The organism is Armatimonadota bacterium (assembly GCA_025059775.1).
Taxonomy (GTDB): Bacteria; Sysuimicrobiota; Sysuimicrobiia; order Sysuimicrobiales; family Sysuimicrobiaceae; genus Sysuimicrobium.
On the sequence record JANXCW010000015.1, the window covers coordinates 16,871 to 38,898 of the forward strand.

At 66.1% G+C, this 22,028-nt stretch carries 20 protein-coding genes; 19 read left to right on the forward strand and 1 reads right to left on the reverse strand.

What is annotated here, in order from left to right:
• Positions 1-131: 131 nt before the first annotated feature.
• From N0A24_10350 to N0A24_10420, 15 genes are all read left to right on the forward strand, one after another.
• A complete protein-coding gene (locus N0A24_10350; GenBank protein ID MCS7173748.1) occupies positions 132-2,285 on the forward strand; it encodes a UvrD-helicase domain-containing protein in 2,154 nt (717 codons plus the stop codon).
• Between the two features lie 48 nt (positions 2,286-2,333).
• Positions 2,334-4,811 (forward strand): ABC transporter substrate-binding protein, encoded by a 2,478-nt coding sequence (locus N0A24_10355; protein ID MCS7173749.1) that lies wholly within the window; start codon positions 2,334-2,336, stop codon positions 4,809-4,811.
• A gap of 92 nt (positions 4,812-4,903) precedes the next feature.
• Positions 4,904-5,923, forward strand: a complete 1,020-nt coding sequence (locus N0A24_10360; GenBank protein ID MCS7173750.1) for an ABC transporter permease — start codon at positions 4,904-4,906, stop codon at positions 5,921-5,923.
• A 4-nt stretch (positions 5,924-5,927) separates the two neighbouring features.
• Entirely contained in the window at positions 5,928-7,250 is a 1,323-nt protein-coding gene (locus N0A24_10365; GenBank protein ID MCS7173751.1) for an ABC transporter permease, read from the forward strand.
• A gap of 1 nt (position 7,251) precedes the next feature.
• A complete protein-coding gene (locus N0A24_10370; protein MCS7173752.1) occupies positions 7,252-8,217 on the forward strand; it encodes an ABC transporter ATP-binding protein in 966 nt (321 codons plus the stop codon).
• Entirely contained in the window at positions 8,210-9,211 is a 1,002-nt protein-coding gene (locus N0A24_10375; GenBank protein MCS7173753.1) for an ABC transporter ATP-binding protein, read from the forward strand. The genes N0A24_10370 and N0A24_10375 overlap by 8 nt, the downstream gene beginning before the upstream one ends.
• Positions 9,208-9,402: a hypothetical protein gene (locus tag N0A24_10380; protein ID MCS7173754.1), complete on the forward strand. Its 195-nt coding sequence runs from the start codon at positions 9,208-9,210 to the stop codon at positions 9,400-9,402. Before N0A24_10375 ends, N0A24_10380 begins: the two co-directional genes overlap by 4 nt.
• 120 nt (positions 9,403-9,522) lie before the next feature.
• Positions 9,523-10,368: a M23 family metallopeptidase gene (locus N0A24_10385; GenBank protein MCS7173755.1), complete on the forward strand. Its 846-nt coding sequence runs from the start codon at positions 9,523-9,525 to the stop codon at positions 10,366-10,368.
• A 41-nt stretch (positions 10,369-10,409) separates the two neighbouring features.
• Entirely contained in the window at positions 10,410-11,303 is an 894-nt protein-coding gene (locus tag N0A24_10390; GenBank protein MCS7173756.1) for a DUF1385 domain-containing protein, read from the forward strand.
• 2 nt (positions 11,304-11,305) lie between these two features.
• Complete coding sequence (prfA, locus tag N0A24_10395) at positions 11,306-12,394, forward strand: peptide chain release factor 1 (GenBank protein MCS7173757.1); 1,089 nt, start codon at positions 11,306-11,308, stop codon at positions 12,392-12,394.
• A gap of 13 nt (positions 12,395-12,407) precedes the next feature.
• Positions 12,408-13,304 carry a peptide chain release factor N(5)-glutamine methyltransferase gene (gene prmC, locus N0A24_10400; protein MCS7173758.1) on the forward strand — a complete coding sequence of 299 codons (897 nt, stop codon included), beginning with the start codon at positions 12,408-12,410 and terminating at the stop codon, positions 13,302-13,304.
• A gap of 24 nt (positions 13,305-13,328) precedes the next feature.
• Positions 13,329-13,784: a ribose 5-phosphate isomerase B gene (rpiB, locus tag N0A24_10405; GenBank protein ID MCS7173759.1), complete on the forward strand. Its 456-nt coding sequence runs from the start codon at positions 13,329-13,331 to the stop codon at positions 13,782-13,784.
• 1 nt (position 13,785) lies between these two features.
• A complete protein-coding gene (locus N0A24_10410; protein ID MCS7173760.1) occupies positions 13,786-15,063 on the forward strand; it encodes a serine hydroxymethyltransferase in 1,278 nt (425 codons plus the stop codon).
• Positions 15,064-15,072: 9 nt separating this feature from the next.
• Positions 15,073-15,702: a uracil phosphoribosyltransferase gene (gene upp, locus N0A24_10415; GenBank protein ID MCS7173761.1), complete on the forward strand. Its 630-nt coding sequence runs from the start codon at positions 15,073-15,075 to the stop codon at positions 15,700-15,702.
• Positions 15,702-16,187 (forward strand): cytidine/deoxycytidylate deaminase family protein, encoded by a 486-nt coding sequence (locus tag N0A24_10420; GenBank protein MCS7173762.1) that lies wholly within the window; start codon positions 15,702-15,704, stop codon positions 16,185-16,187. The genes upp and N0A24_10420 overlap by 1 nt, the downstream gene beginning before the upstream one ends.
• A gap of 8 nt (positions 16,188-16,195) precedes the next feature.
• On the opposite strand, the gene N0A24_10425 is transcribed toward N0A24_10420, so the two are convergent.
• Complete coding sequence (locus N0A24_10425) at positions 16,196-17,692, reverse strand: alkaline phosphatase D family protein (protein ID MCS7173763.1); 1,497 nt, start codon at positions 17,690-17,692, stop codon at positions 16,196-16,198.
• 296 nt (positions 17,693-17,988) lie between these two features.
• Here N0A24_10425 and N0A24_10430 point away from each other — a divergent pair, with 296 nt between their 5' ends.
• The 4 genes from N0A24_10430 to N0A24_10445 form a co-directional block, all read left to right on the forward strand.
• The gene (locus N0A24_10430) at positions 17,989-18,471 is read left to right on the forward strand and encodes a methylglyoxal synthase (GenBank protein ID MCS7173764.1); all 483 of its coding nucleotides are present in this window, start codon (positions 17,989-17,991) and stop codon (positions 18,469-18,471) included.
• 155 nt (positions 18,472-18,626) lie between these two features.
• Positions 18,627-20,474 (forward strand): PhoX family phosphatase, encoded by a 1,848-nt coding sequence (locus tag N0A24_10435; GenBank protein MCS7173765.1) that lies wholly within the window; start codon positions 18,627-18,629, stop codon positions 20,472-20,474.
• A 108-nt stretch (positions 20,475-20,582) separates the two neighbouring features.
• Positions 20,583-21,716, forward strand: coding sequence for a PstS family phosphate ABC transporter substrate-binding protein (locus N0A24_10440; protein MCS7173766.1), 1,134 nt, complete (start codon positions 20,583-20,585; stop codon positions 21,714-21,716).
• A 192-nt stretch (positions 21,717-21,908) separates the two neighbouring features.
• The coding region (locus N0A24_10445; GenBank protein MCS7173767.1) for an S-layer homology domain-containing protein at positions 21,909-22,028 on the forward strand (120 nt) is incomplete at its 3' end.

Below are 22,028 nucleotides of genomic sequence, written 5' to 3' on the forward strand. Positions count from 1 at the left end.
GCGGTACAATTCGGCAGATGGTGGAGGAGCATGGCGTGGTCGAGAAACCCGGAACATAGGGGGCTGCCTTCGGGCCCACCCCGGGTCCCACGTGCGCGGGAAGTCCTGGAACCCGTGGAGCGGCCCGGACCGTGACGCGCCCGCTGGAGCTCCTCGCGGACCTCAACCCCGCGCAGCGGGAGGCGGTCCTGCATGAGGGCGGGCCGCTTTTGATCCTGGCGGGCGCGGGGAGCGGTAAGACCCGGGTCCTGGCCTACCGGGTGGCCTACCTGATCCGGGGACGCGGGGTACCGCCGGACCGCATCCTCGCGGTGACCTTCACCAACAAGGCCGCGGGCGAGATGCGGGACCGGATTGCGCAGCTGGTGGGTGGTCGGGTGGCGGAGCACCTCTGGATCGGCACCTTTCACCGGATCTGCGGCCGTCTCCTGCGACGGTGGGGGGAGCGCATCGGACTCTCCCCGCGCTTTGTGGTCTACGACGAGGAGGACCAGCGGGCCACGGTGCGGGAGGCCCTGCGGCGGCTACAGCTCGACGAGCGGCGCATCCCCCCCGGCGCGGTGCTCGGGCTCATCTCCGCGGCCAAGAACGAGGGTACGGACCTGCCGGACTACGAACGGCGTGCCACGACCTACTTTGAGCAGGTGGTGGCGGCGGTGTGGCGGGAGTACCAGCGGATCCTGGCGGAGCACGACGCCCTGGATTTCGACGATATGCTGGTGGAGACCCTGCGGCTCTTCGCCACCTGCCCGGACGTGCTGGCGGCCTGCCAGGAGCGGTTTGTGCACATCCTGGTGGACGAGTACCAGGACACCAACCCCGTACAGTTCCGACTCCTCCGTGCCCTTGCGGCCCGGCACCGGAACCTGTGCGCGGTGGGGGACGTGGACCAGGCCATCTACGGGTGGCGGGGTGCGGACATCCGCAACATCCTGGAGTTCGAGCGGGACTTCCCCGATGCCCGGATCATCCCGCTCGAGCAGAACTACCGGTCCACGAAGACCATCCTGGAGGCCGCAGAGCACCTCATCCGCCACAACCCCCACCGCTACCCCAAGCGCCTATGGACGGAGAACCCCCCGGGAGAGCCCCTCATCGTGTACGCGGCGAGGGATGAACACGACGAGGCCCGGTTCGTGGTGGAGGAGGTGCGGGCGCTGCAGGCACGGGGATACCCCCTGCGGGCGTGTGCCATCCTGTACCGGATCAACGCGCAATCGCGGCAGTTCGAGGAAGCTCTCCTGCGGGCGGGGATCCCCTACCAGGTGGTGGGGGCCCTACGGTTCTACGAGCGGCGGGAGGTGAAGGATCTGCTTGCGTACCTGCGGGTGCTCACAAACCCGCGGGACGTGCTGAGCCTGCGGCGGATCGCCAACGTCCCCCGCCGGGGTATTGGGGAGGGAACCCTGGCGAGGATTGAAGCAGCCGCGGAGCGGCTGGGAATCCCGCCCCTGCAGGCCCTGCGGCACCCGGAGGTCCTCACGGCCCTCTCCCCTCAGCTCCGACGGGCGGTGGAGGGGTTCGCGGCGACCCTGGAGGCACTCCAGGAGGCTATGCCGCGCTCCACGATTTCGGAGCTCATCTCCCTCGCCATCGAACGGACCGGATACCGGGCGGCCCTGGAAGCGGAGGGAACAGAAGAGGCCGGTGCGCGCCTGGAGAACCTGCGGGAGCTGGTGACCGTAGCGCAGGAGTTCGAGAGGGCCAGCGGGGAGACCTATGTGGAGGCCTTTTTGGAGCACGTGGCCCTCATGACGGACGTGGACACCTATGATGAGACCCAGGACCGGGTGACGCTTCTGACCCTCCACGCGGCGAAGGGGCTGGAGTTCTCCGTGGTGTTCCTGTGCGGGCTGGAGGAGGGGCTTTTCCCCCACAGTCGCTCCCTGGAGGATCCCCGGCAGCTGGAGGAGGAGCGGCGGCTCGCGTACGTGGGCATCACCCGGGCCAGGGAGCGCGTGTACCTTACCTATACCCAGCAGCGTACCCTCCTCGGCCGCACTACGGTGAGCGTGCCCTCTCGATTCCTGGAGGAGCTCCCCAAGCCCTGTGTACGGGAGGTTTCGGCCCCCCTCGCGTGGACGGATGCCTGGTCGAATCCACCGGACCGGGGGGGACCCGACCTCCGGGTCGGGGAGTGGGTGCGGCACCGCCACTTCGGCCTGGGTCGGGTGGTGGAGATGGAAGGGGAAGGGAGCCGGGCGGTGGTCACCGTCCACTTTCCGGGTCTCGGGACGAAGCGCCTGGCCCTGGGGTACGCACCGCTGGAGAAGGCCACGGAATAGAATGGGAAAGGTGGGCCGGACGCACCTGTGATCCAAGGGGGGAAGCGCATGCGGGCCAAGAAGAGGTACGGAATCCTGGGGTTCCTCCTGGCTCTTGCCGCCTTTGCCTTCCCCGCGCACACCGCGGCCCAGGGACAGCGGGTGGGGGCGTGGGTGGACGCGGTGGTGGCGGTGGAGGAGCCGAGCGAGGCGGCCGCGGTGCGCCGCATGGAGGCCGGAGACCTCCACGCGTGGTTCAGCGAGACGGCCATCCCGGAGATCGCCAACCGGATCCGTCAGAGCCGGGCCCTCGTCTCCACCACGAGCTACGGTCTCTACCACGAACTCACCTTCAACCCCGTGGGGCCTGTCTTTCCGGGTACGAACCGCCTCAACCCCTTCGCGGTTCCCCGTATCCGGGAGGCGATGAACTGGCTCGTGGACCGGCGGTACATCGCCCAGGAGCTCATGGGAGGGCTCGGCGAGCCCCGCTACCTCCCCATCAGCCGGGCATTCCCCGACTACGCCCGGGTCGCGGAGGTCGCCCGGCGGCTGGAGATCCGGTACGCGCACAACCCGGAGCGCGCCCGGTCCCTGATTGCCGAGGAGATGCAGAAACTGGGAGCCACCCTGGTGGGCGGAAAGTGGCACTTCCGGGGGGCCCCCGTGGTCCTCATCTTCCTCATCCGTATCGAGGACGAGCGCCGGCAGATCGGGGATTACGTGGCGGGACTGCTGGAGCAGGTGGGGTTCACCGTAGAGCGACGGTACGGCCGGGCCCCGGAGCTCAGCCCCATCTGGAGCACGGGGGATCCCGCGGCGGGACGCTGGCACCTCTACACGGGCGGGTGGATCAGCACGGTGATCGACCGGGACCAGGTGGACGTCTTCGATTTCTTCTACACCCGGCGTGGCCTTCCGAGCCCGCTCTGGCAGGCGTACCAGCCGAGCCCTGAATTCGACCGACTTGCGGAGCGGCTCGCGCAGCGCCGGTTCCGTTCCGCACAGGAGCGCAACCGGTTGCTTGCCCGGGCCCTGGAGCTGGCCCTGCAGGACTCCGTACGGGTGTGGCTGGTGGATCGGCTTCCCGTCCTGGCCTGGCGGGCGGAGGTGGGGGTGGTGAGTGACCTCGCGGGGGGACTGGCGGGATCGTACCTGTGGCCTTACACCCTCCGCTACCGGGATCGCTCCGGCGGCGTGGTGCGCGTCGGGCTACGGAGCATCCTGGCGGAGCCGTGGAACCCCGTGGGCGGTTCCAACTGGATCTTCGACACCACCCTGATCCGGGCCACCCAGGACTACCCCTTCCTCCCGGACCCCTACACGGGGCTGCCCCAGCCGCAGCGGGTCGAGAGGGTGGAGGTCACGGTCCAGCAGGGGCTGCCGGTCACCAAGAGCGCGGACTGGCTGGAGTTGAAGTTCGCGCCCCAGATCCGGGTTCCGGAGGATGCCATCATCGGTTGGGACTCCCGGGAGCAGCGGTTCGTGACGGTTCGGGAGCGGTACCCCCAGGGACTGACCGCGACCCGGAGGAGCGTGATCCACTTCGAGCGGGATCTCTTCCGGAAGGTGCAGTGGCACGACGGCAACCGCCTGAGCCTGGGCGATATCCTGCTCGCCTGGATCCTGACCTTCGAGCGGGCGGAGGAGGGAAGCCCGCTCTTTGACCGCTCGTACCTTCCCGCCTTCCGGTCCTTCGTGGAGACCTTCCGGGGGTTCCGCATCGTGCAGGAGGATCCCCTCGTGGTAGAGTACTACAGCACGGACTGGACCCTGGAAGCGGAGCTCATGACCTCCGCGGGGGCCTTCTGGCCGGTGTACGGCTTCGGACCCGGCCCCTGGCACACCGTGGCCCTGGGGATCCGGGCGGAGACGAACGGCCGGGCTGCCTTCACGGCCGCGAAGGCCACGGAGAAGCGGGTGGAACGGCTCAACTACGTGGCCGGCCCCACCCTGGCCATCCTCGACGAGGAGCTCCGGGCCGCACGGGCGGAGAACTACATCCCCTTCGAGCGGGCCCTGCGCCGCTGGATTTCCCCGGAGGAGGCGCGGCAGCGGTGGCGGCTGCTGGCAGCTTGGCGGGCTGGCCGCGGCCACTACTGGGTGGGGATGGGCCCGTTCCTGCTGCAGCGGGTCTCTCCCGTGGAGAAGATCGTGGAGCTGAGACGGTTCGGCCGGTTTCCGGATCCCTCCACCAAGTGGCTGCGGTTCGGGGAGCCCCGGATCGCTGCCGCATCCCTGACCGGCCCCCGCACCGTGCGGACCGGACAGGAGGCCGCCTTCGAGGTGCGCATCACCCACCGCGGCAGGCCCTATCCGCCCGGGGACATCGCGGAGGTGCGGTACCTGCTGTTCGATGCCCGCAACGAGCTCGCGGGCAGCGGCCGTGCGCAGCGTCTCGGAGAGAGATGGCAGGTGGTCCTCTCCCCGCAGGTGACCGCGCGCCTGAGACCCGGCTCCGCACGGCTTGAGGTCATCGTGGTCTCCCGGGTGGTGAGCATTCCGGGCTTCGCCTCCGTGACCTTCACGGTCCTGCCCCCGCAGTAGCCGTCGTGGCCCGAGCCGCCTCCCTGGCCCTGCCCCGCCCCCGGACGACCTCCACCCTGGTCCGGGTTGTCACCTACACCGTGACCCGGGGGATGGCCCTGTTCTGTACCACCGCGGTAGGCATCTACCTCACCATCCTGGTGGCCAACATGGGCGGGTACGTGGACCAGATCAAGCGCTCGGAGATCCGGGAGCAGGTGGCCCTCACGGCATCCCTGAACGAGCAGATCCGCCGGCTGCCCCCGGAAGTGCGGGAGCGGGTGGTGGCGGAGATGATCCGGGTGGAGGAGCAGCGCCTGGGGCTCGATCGCCCCTTCCTCGTACGGTCCGTGGCGTATCTCCGGGATGCGCTCCTGTTGCGGCTGGGATTTGCGGAGCGCATGACCAGCGACACGGGCTCCAGGCTGGTGCGCCAGATCCTCCTGGACCGCCTCGGCCCCACCCTTCTCCTGTTCGCCACCACACAGATCCTGCTCTTCTTCGCCTCCGTGAGCGCGGCCCTGAGCCTCTCCCGACGGTACGGCAGCCTGCCGGACCGTTTGGTGATCGCCCTGGCCCCCCTCTCCACCCCGCCCGCCTGGTTCTACGGGATCTTCCTCATCCTGATCTTCGCCGCATGGCTGCGGTGGCTTCCCTTCGGCGGTATGGTGGAAGCCCCCCCACCGGAGGGGAAGCTCGCGTATGCCGCGAGCGTCCTCCGGCACATGGTCCTGCCCGTGGCGGCCATCACCCTCACCTCCCTGCCGCTCGCCGTCTACTCCTGGCGCACCTTCTTCCTGCTGTTCAGCAGCGAGGACTACGTGGAGCTGGCGCGGGCAAAGGGGCTTCCGGACGCTCTGCTGGAGCGGCGGTACATCCTCCGCCCCGCCCTCCCTACCCTCCTCACCAGTTTCGCCCTGGGCCTCATCGGGGCATGGACCGGGGCCATCGTGCTGGAGACGGTGTTCAACTGGCCGGGCCTGGGTCGTACCCTCTACCAGGCAGTGGGACTCGCGGACACCCCCGTGATCGTGGGCGCCACCATCCTGTACGCGTACCTGCTGGCCATCACCGTCTTCCTGCTGGACGTGGCCTACGCCATCGTGGATCCCCGGGTGCGGATAGGGGGATAGGGGGATGCGGCGGGTGTTCGGGGAGCTGGTGCGGTACCGGTCCGCGGTGGCGGGCCTCGTCATCATCGGCTTTTTCGTGATCCTCTCCGTGTACGCGGTGGTAGCCGTCCCCTACCCGGAGGCCATCCGGCTGTGGCGGGGCGGGGAGGAGGTGTGGCAGTACAACCCCCGCAACGCCCGACCCGAATGGGTGAACTGGTTCCTGCGGGAGGACCTGCCCCGCACCCTGGTGGTGGAGGGCACAAGCGCTATCTGGTCCGTGCGGCGGTTGGCGGGAGGCGTCCGGGAGGTGGTGGGCGCGCTTTCGTTCACCTACCCGTACCGGCGCCCTCCCAGCGAGCTCGCGGTTTTCCTCCAGGCCCGCCATCGGGAGAGGGCACCGCAGGTGGAGCTGAGCTGGGTCCCACCGGACGGAGTGGAGATCCGGATCGCGGAGTTCGCCGTCCGCGGGCGGGACGTCTACCGTCTCAGCACCGACCAACGGCTCCAGCAGGAGCTTGGAGGGCGCCCGGAGGTGATCCTGTTCTCCTCTCCGGACCGCCCGGAGGAGGCGGTGCCAGGGCGGTATGCGCTCCAGGTGCGGGGGTACCTCTTCGAACCCGACTCGGAAGTCGAGGTGCGGCTGGTAGCGTACGGGGAGGTGCACGGGGTTGCGGGCACGGACCACCTACGGCGGGACCTCAGCCTTGCGCTTCTGTGGGGAACGCCCGTGGCCATGGCGTTCGGGCTGGTGGCGTCCGTGGGCAGCAGCGTGAGCACCCTGGTGATCGCGGCCCTGGGCGCGTGGTACGGCGGGTGGGTGGACGGCCTCATCCAGCGCATCACCGAGGTGAACCTCATCCTGCCCGGGCTGCCCATCCTCATCATGGTGGCCACCCTGTACTCCCGGAGTCTGTGGGTCATCGTGGGGGTGGTGATCCTGCTGGGGATCTTCGGAGGCGGGATCAAAACCTACCGGGCCCTGTTTTTACAGGTCAAAGAGGCACCCTACGTCGAGGCGGCCCGGGCATACGGGGCCAGGGGGATGCGCATCGTGTTTCTGTACATGGTGCCCCGGGCGGTTCCTGTCCTGGTGCCGCAGTTCGTCACCCTCATCCCGGGATTCGTGTTCCTGGAAGCCACCCTGAGCGTGCTGGGACTCGGGGATCCGCTTTTGCCCACCTGGGGGAAGGTGATCGAAGACGCGTACCGGGCGGGTGCCCTCTACGTGGGGCAGTACTACTGGGTGCTGGAGCCCGCGGTTCTGCTCATGCTGGCCGGTTTGGGGTTCACGCTGTTGGGCTTTGCCCTGGATCGGGTGTTCAACCCGCGTCTGCGGGAGCTGTAGCATGCTGCGGGTGGAGGATCTGCGCCTGTATTTCCGCACCGCCCAGGGTCCCGTGCAGGCCGTGGACGGGGTGGAGATGGTGCTGCAGCGGGGACGGACCCTGGTGGTGGTGGGGGAGAGCGGGTGCGGGAAGAGCTCCCTGGCGCGGGCCATTCTCAGGCTGCTGCCCCGCAACGTGCACACCTACTCGGGCCGGGTATACCTGGACGGGCTGGAACTGCTGCAGATGCCGGAGGAGCGATTTCGGCGGGAGGTGCGGTGGCGTCGGGTGAGCCTGGTGCCACAGGCGGCTGCCACCGCCCTCAACCCCGTGCTCCGGGCGGGGGATCAGGTGGCGGAACCCCTGTTCGTCCACGGACGAGCGAAAACGCCGGCGGAGGCGCGGCCCCTGGTGGAGGAGGCCTTCCAGCTGGTGGGCCTGCCCCTGGATTTCGTGGACCGCTATCCTTTCGAGCTCAGCGGCGGCATGCGGCAGCGGGTTGCCCTGGCGCAGGCCCTGGTGCTCCGTCCGGAGCTGGTGATCCTCGACGAACCCACCAGCGCCCTGGATGTGCTCACCCAGGCGAGCCTGATGAACCTCCTGAAAATCATCAAGCGGGAGCTGGGAACGAGTTTCCTCCTCATCACCCACGATCTTGCCAACGCCAGCGAGCTGGCGGACGAGGTGGCGGTGATGTACGCGGGGCAGGTGGTGGAGCGATGCTCCGCCCGGGCTTTCTTCACCGGCCCCCTCCACCCGTACGCCCGGGCCCTGCTCGGAAGCGTGCCCGTCCTGCGGGAGGATCGGCCTATTGAGCCTATCCCGGGCCGACCGCCCAGCCTCATCCGACCGCCCACGGGCTGCCGGTTCGCGGACCGCTGCCCCGCCCGCTTCGACCGGTGTTTCCTGGAACCGCCTTCCTTCCAGGTGAGCGGCGACCGATGGGTAAAATGCTGGCTGTGGGCGGAGGAGCCCCGCGATGGATGAGGTGCTGCTGCAGGTGCAGGACCTGCACACCTGGTTCGAGCTGCGGCGGTGGGGGTTCGTGCACGTGGGATGGGTGCGGGCCGTGGACGGGGTGAGCTTTGCCCTACGGCGGGGAGAGGCGGTGGCGGTGGTGGGGGAGAGCGGGTGCGGGAAGAGTACCCTCGCGAGGACCCTGCTGGGACTTGTACCGCCCATCCGGGGGGAGATCCTGTTTGAGGGAAGGCCGCTTTACGCGGACCTGGCCGCGGCGCGGTCCCGGATGGGCTACGTGCAGCAGGATCCCTACGGGGCCCTGGCACCCTTCATGACCGTGCGGCGCATCCTGGAAGAGCCCCTCCGCATCCACCGCGTTCCCCCAGGAGATCGGATCCACCGAATCCGGTCCGTGCTGGAGGAGGTGGGACTCGTTCCCGCGGAGGAGTTCTTGCCCCGCTATCCCCACATGCTGAGCGGCGGACAGCAGCAGCGGCTGGTGATTGCCCGGGCCATGATCCTGGGCCCCAAACTCCTGATCGCGGACGAACCGGTCTCCATGCTGGACGCCTCCGTGCGGGTGGAGATCCTGCAGCTGTTGCGGGGATTGCAGCACACGCACCGGCTCACCATCCTCTACATCACCCACGACCTCTCCACGGTGCGGTACTTCTGCGAGCGGGTCTTCGTGATGTACGCGGGTCGCGTCGTGGAGCAGGCCCCGGTCCGGGAGCTCCTCCGAAACCCCCGGCACCCGTATACCCAGGCGCTGCTTGCCGCCCTTCCGGAGCCGGACCCGGAGAACGCCACCCGCCTGCGCCCGGTCCCGCCTGGGGAACCCCCAAGCCTCCTGAGGCCTCCCTCCGGATGCCGGTTCCACCCCCGCTGTCCGGTTCGGATCCCGGGGGTGTGCGATCGGGAAGTCCCACCTGAGTTCGAGGCCTCTCCTGGACACCTCGCGAGCTGCTGGCTGCTGAGCGGGGAGAGACAGCTCGAGCCGGCCCTCCAAAGCGACCCGTGAGCCGCTCCCGGTGGCTTGTGATCCTCGGCCTGGGGATCCTGCTCGCCTCCTGGACTTACCTCTTCTTCACCACCCTCCGGATGCTCCCCCCTAGCTTCCTCTCCCTCGTGGCCTACGCGGCTTCCCTCGTCGGGTTCCTCCTGGGCCTGGCGGGCCTTGCGGAGTGCGTGCGCACCCGCCAGCTCCCCTAGCCATAGACGTTGGCCCAGAGCTCTAGGGGACGGTCTTGCTCAGGGTCTATACATGGCCCCAGGGCTTTGTTAGAATCTTCCGCAGAGTTTAGGAAGAAATCCCCGGGCGAAGGTTTGGCGATGCGGACGGGAGCATGGGTGGTGCTGTACCTGGGCCTGTTGGTCCTCGGGTTTCCTACCCTTTCCTCCGGAGCCACGCAGGGCGGGGGCGTTCCCCACACCGTCCGTCCCGGCGACACCCTGTGGGATCTTGCCCGGCGCTACGGGACCACGGTGGAGGCCATCGCCGCGGCGAACGGCATGAAGCCGACCCAGGTCCTCCGGATCGGGCAGACCCTGCGGATCCCGGAGAGGAGCCCCGCGCGGCCTGCCTGGTCCTCCTCTCGTCTCCCCTCCCCCGCGGGGAAGGGAAGGACAGACTCCCCAGTGTACATCGTGCGCCCAGGGGACAGCCTGTGGAGCATCGCCCGGCGCTCCGGGACTACGGTCCAGGCCCTGATGAGGGCTAACGGCCTTCGCGGGGATCGGCTGCGAGTGGGGCAGCGGCTGCGCCTTCCCGCTCCCGGGACTCTCCCGCAGGCCTTCGCCGTACGGCGGAGGGTAGGGTTCCTGTGGCCCGCACGAGGGGTTCTCACGAGTCGGTTCGGCCGGCGGTGGCGCCACCACCACCTGGGCATCGACATCGCGGCCCCGCGGGGAACCCCGATCCACGCGGCCCGAGCGGGTCGGGTGCGCTACGCGGGGTGGTACGGCGGGTATGGGTTGCTGGTGATCCTGGACCACGGGGAAGGGCTGAAGACCTACTACGGACACGCGTCCCGGATCTTCGTGCGGCCTGGCCAATGGGTCGAGCAGGGCCAGCGGATCGCCGCGGTAGGGTGCACCGGAGCCTGCACGGGATCCCATCTGCACTTCGAGGTCCGCGTCCGCGGCCAGCCCATAGACCCTCTCCGGTACCTTCCATAGGGATCCCGCGACCCGCCCCGCGGGTGGTAGGATGCTACGGGATGCGGGGATCTGGACGCGTGATGATCGGCGGCCAGGCGGTGCTGGAGGGGGTCATGATGCGGGGCCCCCGATGGGTCAGCACCGCGGTGCGGGCTCCGGATGGTCGCATCGTGGAGGAGGTTCAGCACCGGCCGAGCCTGCTGATACGGAGCCGGTGGGCGCGGCTCCCCGTGGTGCGCGGGGTGGTGGTGCTATACGAGGCCCTGGGTGTCGGCATCCGGGCTCTCTTGTACTCCGCGAACCAGGTCGCCTCCGAGAAAGGGGGCCGGGAGCTCTCCGGTCGGGAGGTGGCCCTGAGCTTGGCGGGGGGGCTCGGGGTTGCGGTGGGGCTTTTCTTCGTCACGCCCACCGTGCTGGTCCGGTGGGTGGCCCACGACCTGCCCCCCGTGGCCTTCAATCTCGTGGAGGGATGCATCCGGGTGGCGCTCGTCGTTCTGTATGTAGGGCTCGTAGGCCTGCTTCCCCACCTGCGCCGGGTGTACATGTACCACGGGGCGGAGCACAAGGCGGTGAACGCGTGGGAACGCGGTGTACCCCTCGTGGTGTCGGAGGTTCAGAAGCAGAGCCGGTTCCACCCCCGCTGCGGCACTTCCTTCCTGCTGGTGGTGATGGGGGTGGCGGTGATGGTCTTCTCCCTCCTGGGGAAGCCACCGCTTGGGGAGCGGATCGCCTCCCGGGTGCTGCTCTTGCCTCTCGTGGCGGGGCTGAGCTATGAGGTGATCCGCGCGGGGGCTCGTTCCCGGTGGATTCGGCCGTTCGTGCTTCCGGGACTGTGGTTGCAGCACCTCACCACCCGGGAGCCGGACGACGGGCAGGTGGAGGTGGCCATTCGGGCCCTGCAGAACGTCCTTCTCCGGGAGGAGGATGTTCTGCTGGAGCGGGTGGTGGTGTAGGGATGCTGGACTGGAAGCACCTGGAGGCATACGAGGCCCGCTACGAGGCCCTGACCGAGCGGCTGGGTGATCCCGCGGTGTGCTCCGATCCCGCCCGGTACCGGGAGCTGGCGAAGGAGCATGCGGAGTTAGAGGAACTCGTGGCCCTGATCCGGGAACTGCGCCGCATCCGGCGGGATCTGGAGGGGACGGAGGCCCTGCGACACGACCCGGATCCAGAGATGCGGGAGCTCGCGGAGCAGGAGCTGGAGCGGCTGCGCCGGGAGGAGACGGAGGTGCGGGCCCGGCTGGAGGAGCGCCTGGCTCCCCGGGATCCCTACGACGACCGGAACGTGATCGTGGAGATCCGACCCGGAACCGGGGGGGAGGAGGCAGCCCTGTTTGCCGGGGATTTGCTCCGGATGTACACCCGGTACGCGGAGCGCAAGGGGTGGAGGGTGGAGATCCTGGATCTGCAGCCCAGCGACCTGGGCGGGGTGAAGTCCGCCACTCTGGGCATCGCGGGAAGAGGGGCGTACAGCCGGCTCAAGCACGAGAGCGGGGTGCATCGGGTGCAGCGGGTGCCGGTTACGGAGGCCGCAGGCCGCATCCACACCTCCACGGCCACGGTGGCGGTGCTCCCGGAGGCGGAGGAAGTGGAAGTGGAGATCCGGCCGGAGGAGCTGGAGATCGAGACCTTCCGGGCAGGTGGCGCGGGCGGTCAGCACGTGAACAAGGTGGAGACCGCGGTGCGGGTGCGCCACCTGCCCACCGGGATTGTGGTGACCTGCCAGGACGAGCGCAGCCAGTACCAGAACCGGGAGAAGGCCCTGCGCATCCTCCGGTCCCACCTGCTGGAGCGCCGCCAGCGGGAGCAGCAGGAGCGGATCGCGGCCCAGCGGCGCCAGCAGGTGGGCACGGGCGAGCGTAGCGAGAAGATCCGCACGTACAATTTCCCCCAGAACCGCGTCACGGACCACCGCCTCGGCCTCACCCTGTACCGGCTTGAGGAGGTGCTGGGCGGGGATCTTGATCCGCTCCTGGAGGCCCTGGTGGCCCGCGAGCGGGCCACCAGGCTCGCGGCGCTGCAGGCAGCCGCGGGGGCCTCGTGAGTGCAGCAACGCCGTGGCGGTGACCTCCGTCCCTCCAAGCCTCCGGGAGGCCTACTTGCTGGGGCGGGAGCACCTCCGCGCCTGCGGGGTGGAAAGTCCAGAACTGGAGGCGGAGGTGCTCCTCCGCCATGCCGCGGGGCTTGACCGGGCAGGGCTGTACCTCCGGTGGACGCAGGCACCTTCCCTGGCGGTGTGGACCCGGTACGTGCGTCTCCTGGAAGCGCGGGGTGCGGGGACACCGACCGCTTACCTGCTCGGAGAGCGGGAGTTCTATGGGCTTGCGTTCCTGGTGGACGAGCGCGTTCTTGTCCCCCGACCCGAGACGGAGCTCCTGGTGGATCTCGCCTTGGAGGCAATCCGCCACCACCCCGAGCCCGTGGTGGTGGAGGTAGGTACGGGGAGCGGAGCGGTGGCGGTGGCCCTCGCGGTGCACCACAGGAGGGCAATGGTGTACGCCACGGACATCTCCTCCGAGGCCCTGGAGGTGGCCCACGAGAACGCCCGACGCCACGGGGTCCTGGACCGGGTGCGGTTCCTCCAGGGGGATGCCCTGCAGCCCGTGGCGGCGCAGGGGGTACGGGCGCACGCGGTAGTCAGCAACCCGCCCTACGTCCCCCCGCAGGCCATGGAGGAGCTGCCCCCTGAGGTCCGCGCGGAACCCACCCTCGCGGTCCTCGCACCGGGGCCTACGGGGACCGAACTCCACGCCCGGATCATCGCCTCGGCCCCTCCCGTGCTGCTCCCGGGCGGGCTCCTGGCCCTGGAGGTGAGCCCGAAGTGGGATCAGCCCGCTCGGGTGACCCGCATGATGCGGGAAGCGGGTTTCGGGGAGGTTCGGGTGGAGCGGGACCTGGCGGGGTTGGCGCGGGTGGTGGCGGGACGGTGGCCCGGAGGGCGGAGGAACCTCTAGGCGCGGCGGCGAAGGAGCAGCGGGATGCGGATCGCCATCGCGAGCGACCATGCGGGGTATGCCCTGAAGGAGATCCTGAAGGCGGACCTCGCGGAGCTGGGCTATGAGGCGGTGGACTTCGGGACGTTCGGGGAGGACCCCGTGGACTACCCGGACTTCGTAATCCCCGCCGCGGAGGCGGTCGCGAGAGGGGAGTGCCATCGGGGCATCGTCGTCGGTGGGAGTGGCAACGGGGAGGCCATGGTTGCCAACAAGGTTCCGGGCATCCGGTGCGCCCTGTGCTGGGAAGCGTACACGGCCCGCATGAGCCGGGCCCACAACGATGCCAACATGCTCTCCCTGGGTGCCCGGGTTGTGGGGGTGGAGCTGGCCCGGGAGATCGTGCGGATCTGGCTCCACACGGAGTTCGAAGGAGGTCGCCACGTGCCGCGGCTGGAGAAGATCCGGCGGTTGGAAGAGAAGTACATGCGGAGGGATTGACGTGCTTCGCTACCTGCAACGCAGCGATCCGGAAGTGGCCGATGCCATTCTGCAGGATCTCAACCGGCAGCGGCTGCAGCTGAACCTCATCGCCTCGGAGAACTACGCGAGCCGGGCGGTGCTGGAGGCCCAGGGGAGCGTGCTCACCAACAAGTACGCGGAAGGGTACCCCGGACGCCGATACTACGGGGGATGCACGTACGTGGACAGGGTAGAGCAGATGGCCCGGGAACGGGCGAAGCTCCTCTTCGGGGCGGAACACACCAACGTTCAGCCCCACTCCGGCACGCAGGCCAACTTCGCCGCGTACTTCGCGGTGCTGCGGCCCGGCGACCGGATCCTGGCCATGGATCTCGCACACGGGGGACACCTCACCCACGGAAGCCCTGTGAACTTCAGTGGGCGGCTGTTCCACATCGTCCCCTACGGAGTGGACCCTCGGACGGAGCGGATCGACTACGACCAGATCGCACAACTTGCTCGTGAGCATCACCCACGCCTGATCGTCGCCGGTGCCACAGCCTACCCACGGACCTACGACTTCGCCCGGCTTCGGGAGATCGCGGACGACGTCGGGGCGTACCTGATGGTGGATATGGCCCACTTCGCAGGACTAGTGGCGGGGGGCGTGCACCCCAACCCCGTGCCGTACGCGGATCTCGTCACCTCCACCACCCACAAGACCCTGCGCGGACCCCGCGGGGGCCTCATCCTCTGCCGGGCGGAGCTCGCCCGGGAGGTGGACCGGGCGGTGTTCCCCTTCTCCCAAGGTGGGCCCCTCATGCACGTGATCGCGGCCAAGGCCGTCTGCTTCCATGAGGCTGCCCGGCCTGAGTTCCGGACGTACGCGGCGCAGGTGGTGCGGAACGCGCAGACCCTGGCGGAGGAGCTGATGCGACGGGGGTACCACCTCACCACCGGCGGAACCGACAACCACCTGATCCTGGTCGACCTGCGTGACCGAAACCTCACAGGGAAAATGGCGGAGACGGCCCTGGGGGCAGCCCACATCATCGTGAACAAGAACATGGTTCCCTTCGATCCCCAGAAGCCTACGGTCACCAGCGGCATCCGGATCGGTACGCCCGCGGTGACTACCCGGGGCATGCGGGAGGACGAGATGCGCCGCATCGCCGGCTGGATCCATACGGTGCTCTCCGCGCCCGGAGATCCGGAGGTGGCGGGACGCGTGCGGGCCGAGGTGCACGAGCTCTGCGCGGCCTTCCCCATCTACCCGGAGGAGGCGGTGCCGGAGTTCCTGGCCCTTCCGGGGGAGTAGGAGGGCGCGGTGTCCGGAGTCCGCGTGGTGGACCACCCGCTCATTCAGCACAAGCTGTCCCTGCTGCGGGACCGGCGCACCGGGCACAAGGAGTTCCGGGAACTGATGGAGGAACTTGCGCTGCTGATGGCCTTCGAGGCCACCCGGGACCTGGGCACGCATGAGGTGGAGGTCGAGACCCCTCTGATGCGTACGCGGGGAAGGAGCATTTCCAGCTCCATGCTCGCCGTTGTGTCCATTCTCCGTGCGGGGCTTGGTATGGAGCCGGGGATCGTGAAACTGCTGCCCACCGCACGGGTAGGCCACGTGGGTATCGAGCGGGACCCCGAAACCCTGCTCCCCACCGTGTACTATGCGAAGCTCCCCGAGGACATGGCCCAACGGGAGGCGCTGATCCTGGATCCCATGCTCGCTACGGGAGGATCCGCCTCCGCGTGCGTACGCCTCCTCAAGGAACAAGGGACCAGGCGGTTCAAGTTCCTGTGTCTCATCGCAGCCCCTGAGGGGATCGCCCGGCTCCACACCGAGCACCCGGAGGTGGAGATCTATACCGCGGCGGTGGACGAGCGCCTGGACGCTCACGGTTACATCCTCCCGGGACTCGGGGACGCGGGAGATCGCCTGTTCGGAACCCGGTGATGCGCCCTAGCTGGGATGATTACTTCATGAGCATGGCGGTGCTTGTGAGCAGCCGCTCCACGTGCCTCCGCCGCCGGGTGGGCGCGGTGATCGTCCTGAACCGCATGGTCCTCTCTACGGGGTACAACGATACCCCCCGGGGGCTGCGGAACTGTGGGGAAGGGGGGTGTCCCCGATGCGCGGGAGAGGCCCCCTCCGGAACAGGCCACGACACGTGCCTGTGCATTCACGCCGAGCAGAACGCTATTCTTCAAGCCGCCTACCACGGAGTCGCCATCGCGGGAGGAACCCTGTACTGCACCCACCAACCCTGTCTAGTGTGCGCCAAGATGATTGCGAACGTGGGCATTGCCCGGGTGGTCTACACCGGAGACTACCCGGATCCCGTCGCGGCTCAGCTCCTAAAGGAGGCAGGGGTGGAATTGGCGCACTACCCCGGTCCCCTCAGCGCCCTCCGGGTGCTCCCCCCGGCTCTGTGCGACTGACGAGCCGATCAGCGGCGAGGTTCCAGCATGAGCTCATGCAGTACGGCCCCCGAGACATCCCGGTGTCGGACCGTTAGAACTCCACTGCGGCCATCGATCACCGCTTCGCCGAAGAAGAGGTAACCTGCTGTGGGCGGCGTGTTAGGGGTAGGAGGGTGCTTTTGAAAGACCACTGCTGGTCCGAAGGTGTCGTCCAAGGCATTCGGCCCAAACCCACCTGCATGCAGAGGTCCCGAGACGAACTCATAGAAGGGCAGGAAGTCCCGGAACTGAGCCCGATCCGGATGGTAGTGGTGGGTGGCACAGTAGTGGACATCCGCGGTAATCCAAACCGTATTCTGGATGCCGTGTTGTTTGAGAAACGCCAGCACCTCCGCGATCTCCAACTCCCGCCCCATGGGTGGACCACTCCCCTGGGCCACAGCCTCTGAGCCCCACCGGCGACCCGCATCGTGGTAAACGATGAGCCCCAAGGGCATGTCCGCGGCGATTACCTTCCAGGTTGCACGGGAACGCAGGAGCTCGCGTTTGAGCCAGCGAACCTGTTCCGATCCGAGAATTCGGGCTCCTGGTTCCAGAACCAGCTGACGGTTCTCGCCGTTCGGTCCCCGGTAGGTGCGCATGTCCAGCAGGAACAGATCCAGATGCGGACCGTAGGAGATCTTCCGATATACCCGGGGCCCACGCAGAGGGGTGAACTCCCACATAGCACGCTTGGCTCGAACGGCTAGAGTCCGTACGTCCTTCACTGTGTAACGAGCGTCTTCGTGCAAGACACGCTCCCAGTACCAGTTGTTGGTCACCTCGTGGTCATCCCAGAGAACGTAGACCGGTACTTCAGCGTGGAAGCGGCGCACGTTCGCGTCCAGAAGATTGTAACGATAATTGCCGCGAAATTCCTCCAGAGTCTCTGCCACCTTGGCTTTCTCAGGTGTAACCACATTGCGCCAGACGGATCCATCCGGAAGAGCAACAGCGGGGAGAAGGGGATTGTCTGCGTAGATCATGTCTCCGCAGTGGACAAAGAAATCCGGTTGCAGGCGTCGCATGGTCTCGTAAATGCGCATGCCTCCCCACTCTGGGTTAACCCCCCACCCTTGCCCTGCGGTGTCCCCGGACCAAAGAAAGCGCACAGTTCGGGTATCCTGGGGCGGAGTGCGAAGGTGCCCCATCATGGGTTCACTGCGGGCAGCGGGATCTGAGGGGTCCTCGAAGAACACACGGTAGAAGATGTCGGATCCTGGCGGGAGATCTGGGATCCAGACTTTGGCGGTGAAACCGCTATCTGGAGTTGCCCAGGGTCCTACTATGCGTTGGACGTCACGGAACCGGTCTGTCGTGGACCATTCCACGACCATGCGAGCCGGACGATCGGATGCGGCCCACACCACTGCGCCCCCTGGGGTAACCTCACCACTTTGAACTCCGTAAGGAATTCGGAGCCGAGGAGTGGCCCAGGAAGTGGAGAAGACTCGGGGGAAAGCTACCCCTGCGGTATACAACACGGCTTTCCTCAAGAATGTACGTCGCGACAAATTTTCCACGTCAATCCCACCCTTTCTTAATAGTTCTTCGGGAGATTAAGCTCAATGGATCCATTTAATGGATGTATAAAGCTAGATTAAGACCTTTTTTAGGAACCGTCCCGAATTATCCCTATGTAGGTTTGAGCTGAACTTTGAAATACCTTAATGGATTCATACAAAACACGAGTTTGTTGAAACTCAGGCTGTATCGCAGTCTTAGCCATCCTGAAGTTTGCAAGAACAGGAAGGAGGCAGGAAGGAGGGATGAAATGGGCATGACGGATACTCAGCGCACGATCTCCCGCAAGCGGATCGTGCTCATCGCCCACGATAACCGGAAACCGGACCTGATCACCTGGGCACGAGATCACCGGGATCTACTGGCAAGGCACGCTCTGTACGCTACCGGGAGCACAGGGAGGCTCCTAGCTCAAGAGTTGGATCTTCCGATCGTGTGCTTCCAGCGCGGGCCCCTGGGAGGAGACCTTCAGGTAGGGTCCAGAATCGTGGAGGGAGATGTAGATATGTTGGTGTTCTTCTGGGATCCCCTGGAACCTCATCCTCACGATCCGGATGTAAAAGCCCTGCTGCGCGTGGCAGTACTTTGGAATATTCCTACTGCTTGCAACCGGTCGACAGCAGATCTGCTAGTCTCTAGTCCCTGGTTCTCGGAAGGGGCCCAGGAAGAGATAGAGGCAGCACAAGAAAGCAGCCCCGTGCGTTTACAAACTTTTAACAGAATTCTAGATAAAGGTTAACGATGAAAGAGAAGAGAAAAGAGGTGAAGATGTGAACAAATCAGGTGAGGGGGGGAGTCCGGATGGTGGACCGACGGAGCTTCTTACAGCTTTGTCGCTGGAAATGTGGTTACTCTTGCTTCACCGAAGTTTCAAACCTTGCCTCGAACCCTACGATGGGAGAGGTTCTCGAGGAGGCCCTCACCCGGCGGGAGTTCCTACGGACGCTGCTGGGGGCTACCATCGTGTTAGGGACCCCTGCGTGGCTCGGTCGGGTCGCGCAAGGAGCGAAGGTAGAGTCTGGCGTCCGATTCATCCCGGTAGGGTTAAGCCGAGAGGATCGAGTCATGGTCCCTTCCGGATACCTCACCCAGGTGGTGATCCGGTGGGGAGATCCCATTACCGCAGATGCACCGCCCTACGATCCGCGGCGCCAGACTGCAGAGGCTCAGGCACGTCAGTTTGGATACAACTGTGACTACGTCACTTTTCTGCCTTTGCCTCCAGGGTCTCGAGCCGCTGGCCAGGGCCTCCTGTGGGTGAACCATGAGTATACCAATCCGGAGTTGATGTTCTCTGAATATCCTGTAGGGCGTCCCACACGGGAGATGGTGGATGTGGAACTCGCTGCGCATGGAGGCTCTGTGGTGGAGGTTCGTCAGGCCTCCGACGGCTCCTGGACGTACCTGCGGGCCTCTCGCTTCAATCGCCGAATTACTGGTGAGACCTTGTGTCTCGTGACCGGACCTGCTGCCGGTCACGAGTGGATGCGCACCCGAGAGGATCCTACGGGGACCCGGGTTCGTGGCACGTTGAACAACTGCGCGGGTGGTGTGACTCCTTGGGGCACGGTGCTCACGTGCGAAGAGAACTTTCATCAATACTTCGGCAATGCAGGTCAGTTGCCTGCAGATGATCCCCGTGCCCGGGTGCATGCCCGCTACGGAATTCCCCGGGGTTCTAGCGAGCGGCGATGGGAACTGCATCATCCGAGGTTCGATGTGGCTCGAGAGCCTAATGAGCCCTTCCGGTTCGGATGGGTGGTGGAGGTAGATCCGTATGATCCCACCTTCGTGCCGCGCAAGCGCACGGCCCTGGGCCGGTTCAAACACGAGGGAGCCACCACCGTGGTCAGCCGGGATCGACGTGTGGTGGTGTACTCTGGAGACGATGAGCGGTTCGAGTATATCTACAAGTTTGTTTCGAGTAAGCCATTCCGCCCAGAGGATCGCGCCCACAACCTCACTCTTCTGGACGAGGGGACGCTGTACGTAGCGAAGTTCTACCCGGACGGTACTGGCGAGTGGCTCCCCCTGGTGTTTGGTCAGGGGCCCCTCACTCCTGAGAACGGGTTCCGCAGCCAAGCGGACGTGCTCCTGAACACCCGAGGTGCTGCCGATCTCCTGGGAGCCACAAAGATGGATCGACCAGAGGACATCGAGGCGAGTCCCGTCACGGGTACGGTGTACGTGGTGTGCACCAATAATGACCGACGGACTCTGTCTCAGGTGGATCCCGCGAATCCTCGGCCCGTGAACCGTCACGGCCATGTACTGGAGCTCTTTGAAGCCGCGGGAGACCACACGGCCACCCGCTTCCGCTGGCAGATCTTCCTGCTCTGCGGGAACCCTAAGGATCCGGATACGTACTTCGCAGGATATGCGAAGGAACGGGTGAGCCCCATCAGCTGTCCGGACAACATCGTGTTTGATCGTAGCGGGAATCTTTGGATTGCTACGGACGGGCAACCTGCTGCCCTGGGATACAACGATGCACTTTATGTGGCACCTGTCTCGGGACCTGAACGGGGCCGGGTGTGGCAGTTTCTGAGTGGCCCTGTAGGATGCGAAATATGTGGTCCGGAGTTCACTCCAGACTTCCGGACCCTCTTCGTGGCCATCCAACATCCGGGGGAAGGCGGGACGTTTGAGCGACCGATCAGTCGATGGCCGGATGGTACCGTGCCGCCTCGTCCCTCGGTGGTGGCGGTACGCCATCGCGAGGGGAGAGAAATCGGGACTTAACCCGAGTTAACTTAGTCTTATGAGTATCTTAACGCACCCCTGCGACATGGGGGTTGTAATGAGATGAGATGAGAGGAGAAGAAACAGAAAGGAGGAGGTGTGTTCCCTATGCGGAGTAGGACTCGAATCCTTGTGGCTGGTGCTGTTCTGCTCTCAGCAATTAGTTTGGTCCCTTCAGGTCTAGCCCAGCAGCGGGCAGGTGGTACTGCAAGTCCCCCAGGCACCATTGTCATCGATGGATCCAGTACCGTGGCGCCTCTCACAAGTGCGGTAGCGGAAGAATTCGGAAAGACCTCGCAGGGCCGGGGTATCCGTATTACCGTGGGAATTAGTGGTACGGGTGGTGGGTTCAAGAAGTTCTGCGCAGACAGCGCTCAATCCCGCACGGACATCCAGGATGCCTCTCGCCCCATCCGGTCAGAGGAGGATGAGGCCTGCCGGCGAAACCTAGTGAGCTACGTGGAAGTGCCTGTGGCGATTGATGGGCTCAGTGTGGTGGTAAATCCCCGGAACACCTGGGCCACCTGCCTTACCCTTGGTGAACTCAAGCGGATGTGGGAGCCCGGAGCAGAGCGGAGGATTACGAGCTGGCGTCAGATTCGTCCTACTTTTCCGGATCGGCCCCTGCGGCTGGCGGGCGCAGGTGCAGACTCCGGTACCTTTGACAGCTTCACGGAGATGGTGGTGGGTCGGGCGAAGGCGAGCCGAGGGGACTACCAAGCCACAGAGGACGATAACGTGACCGTACAATTCGTCTCCCGGGATGAAGGGGCCCTGGGCTACTTCGGACTCGCATATCTGGAAGAGAATCTGGGCCGAGTGAAGGGTGTTGCCCTGGATCCTAGCGACCGAGTGGACCTCACGTCCAACGATCAGTGCCGCGGAATCGAGCCCACGTTCGACAATACCAAGTCCGGCCGCTACCCTCTCACACGACCTCTGTTCATCTATCTCAACCGTGCGAGTGCCCTTTCCAAGCCAGAGGTACGCCAGTTCGCTAACTGGTACGTGGGGAAGCAGAGCGGTGTGAACTTGGTGGTGGATGATCCCCGGCAACGCGGTAAGAAGACCAACCTAACCCGTGCTGTAGGCTATGTAGAGTTCCCCGAGCCTGTATACGCCGCGGCCCGACAGTGCATTGCTCGGCTCAAGCCAGGGACAGCTTTCCGAGATGCCGGGAAGGTGGCAGGGCATGCAACACTTCAGGATGTGAACGTGAAATACGTGGGCCACTGCCGCTAGGTGGAGCTGAGGGGGGGCGGCGGCCACACCCCCACCCCTGTGCACCCCGGGAGCGCCCCTACCCCGCCGTCCCCCTTGCTCCTTCAACGCTCCTCTCCTGCTGAAAGTTCGTGAGATACCGAAAGAAAAGAAAGGAGGATCCAGTCGATGCACACTCGACGCTTGTGGTCTATCCCCTGGATCGTGGGGCTGATGGGCCTTCTCCTCGCGGGGGTTGGGGGAGAGAGGCTGCGGGCCCAGCCGTTTGCGGATGTTCCGACGAACCACTGGGCGTACGATGCGATTGCGGAGTTGGCGGCGAAGGGGTTGATT

What these genes read in the sequence shown, in the direction of transcription:
- N0A24_10355 (MCS7173749.1), top strand. Translation starts at nt 2,334, where the DNA reads ATGCGGGCCAAGAAGAGGTACGGAATCCTGGGGTTCCTCCTGGCTCTT.
- N0A24_10360 (MCS7173750.1), top strand. Translation starts at nt 4,904, where the DNA reads ATGGCCCTGTTCTGTACCACCGCGGTAGGCATCTACCTCACCATCCTG.
- N0A24_10365 (MCS7173751.1), top strand. Translation starts at nt 5,928, where the DNA reads ATGCGGCGGGTGTTCGGGGAGCTGGTGCGGTACCGGTCCGCGGTGGCG.
- N0A24_10370 (MCS7173752.1), top strand. Translation starts at nt 7,252, where the DNA reads ATGCTGCGGGTGGAGGATCTGCGCCTGTATTTCCGCACCGCCCAGGGT.
- N0A24_10375 (MCS7173753.1), top strand. Translation starts at nt 8,210, where the DNA reads ATGGATGAGGTGCTGCTGCAGGTGCAGGACCTGCACACCTGGTTCGAG.
- N0A24_10385 (MCS7173755.1), top strand. Translation starts at nt 9,523, where the DNA reads ATGCGGACGGGAGCATGGGTGGTGCTGTACCTGGGCCTGTTGGTCCTC.
- N0A24_10390 (MCS7173756.1), top strand. Translation starts at nt 10,410, where the DNA reads ATGCGGGGATCTGGACGCGTGATGATCGGCGGCCAGGCGGTGCTGGAG.
- prfA (MCS7173757.1), top strand. Translation starts at nt 11,306, where the DNA reads ATGCTGGACTGGAAGCACCTGGAGGCATACGAGGCCCGCTACGAGGCC.
- rpiB (MCS7173759.1), top strand. Translation starts at nt 13,329, where the DNA reads ATGCGGATCGCCATCGCGAGCGACCATGCGGGGTATGCCCTGAAGGAG.
- N0A24_10420 (MCS7173762.1), top strand. Translation starts at nt 15,702, where the DNA reads ATGCGCCCTAGCTGGGATGATTACTTCATGAGCATGGCGGTGCTTGTG.
- N0A24_10430 (MCS7173764.1), top strand. Translation starts at nt 17,989, where the DNA reads ATGACGGATACTCAGCGCACGATCTCCCGCAAGCGGATCGTGCTCATC.
- N0A24_10435 (MCS7173765.1), top strand. Translation starts at nt 18,627, where the DNA reads ATGGGAGAGGTTCTCGAGGAGGCCCTCACCCGGCGGGAGTTCCTACGG.
- N0A24_10440 (MCS7173766.1), top strand. Translation starts at nt 20,583, where the DNA reads ATGCGGAGTAGGACTCGAATCCTTGTGGCTGGTGCTGTTCTGCTCTCA.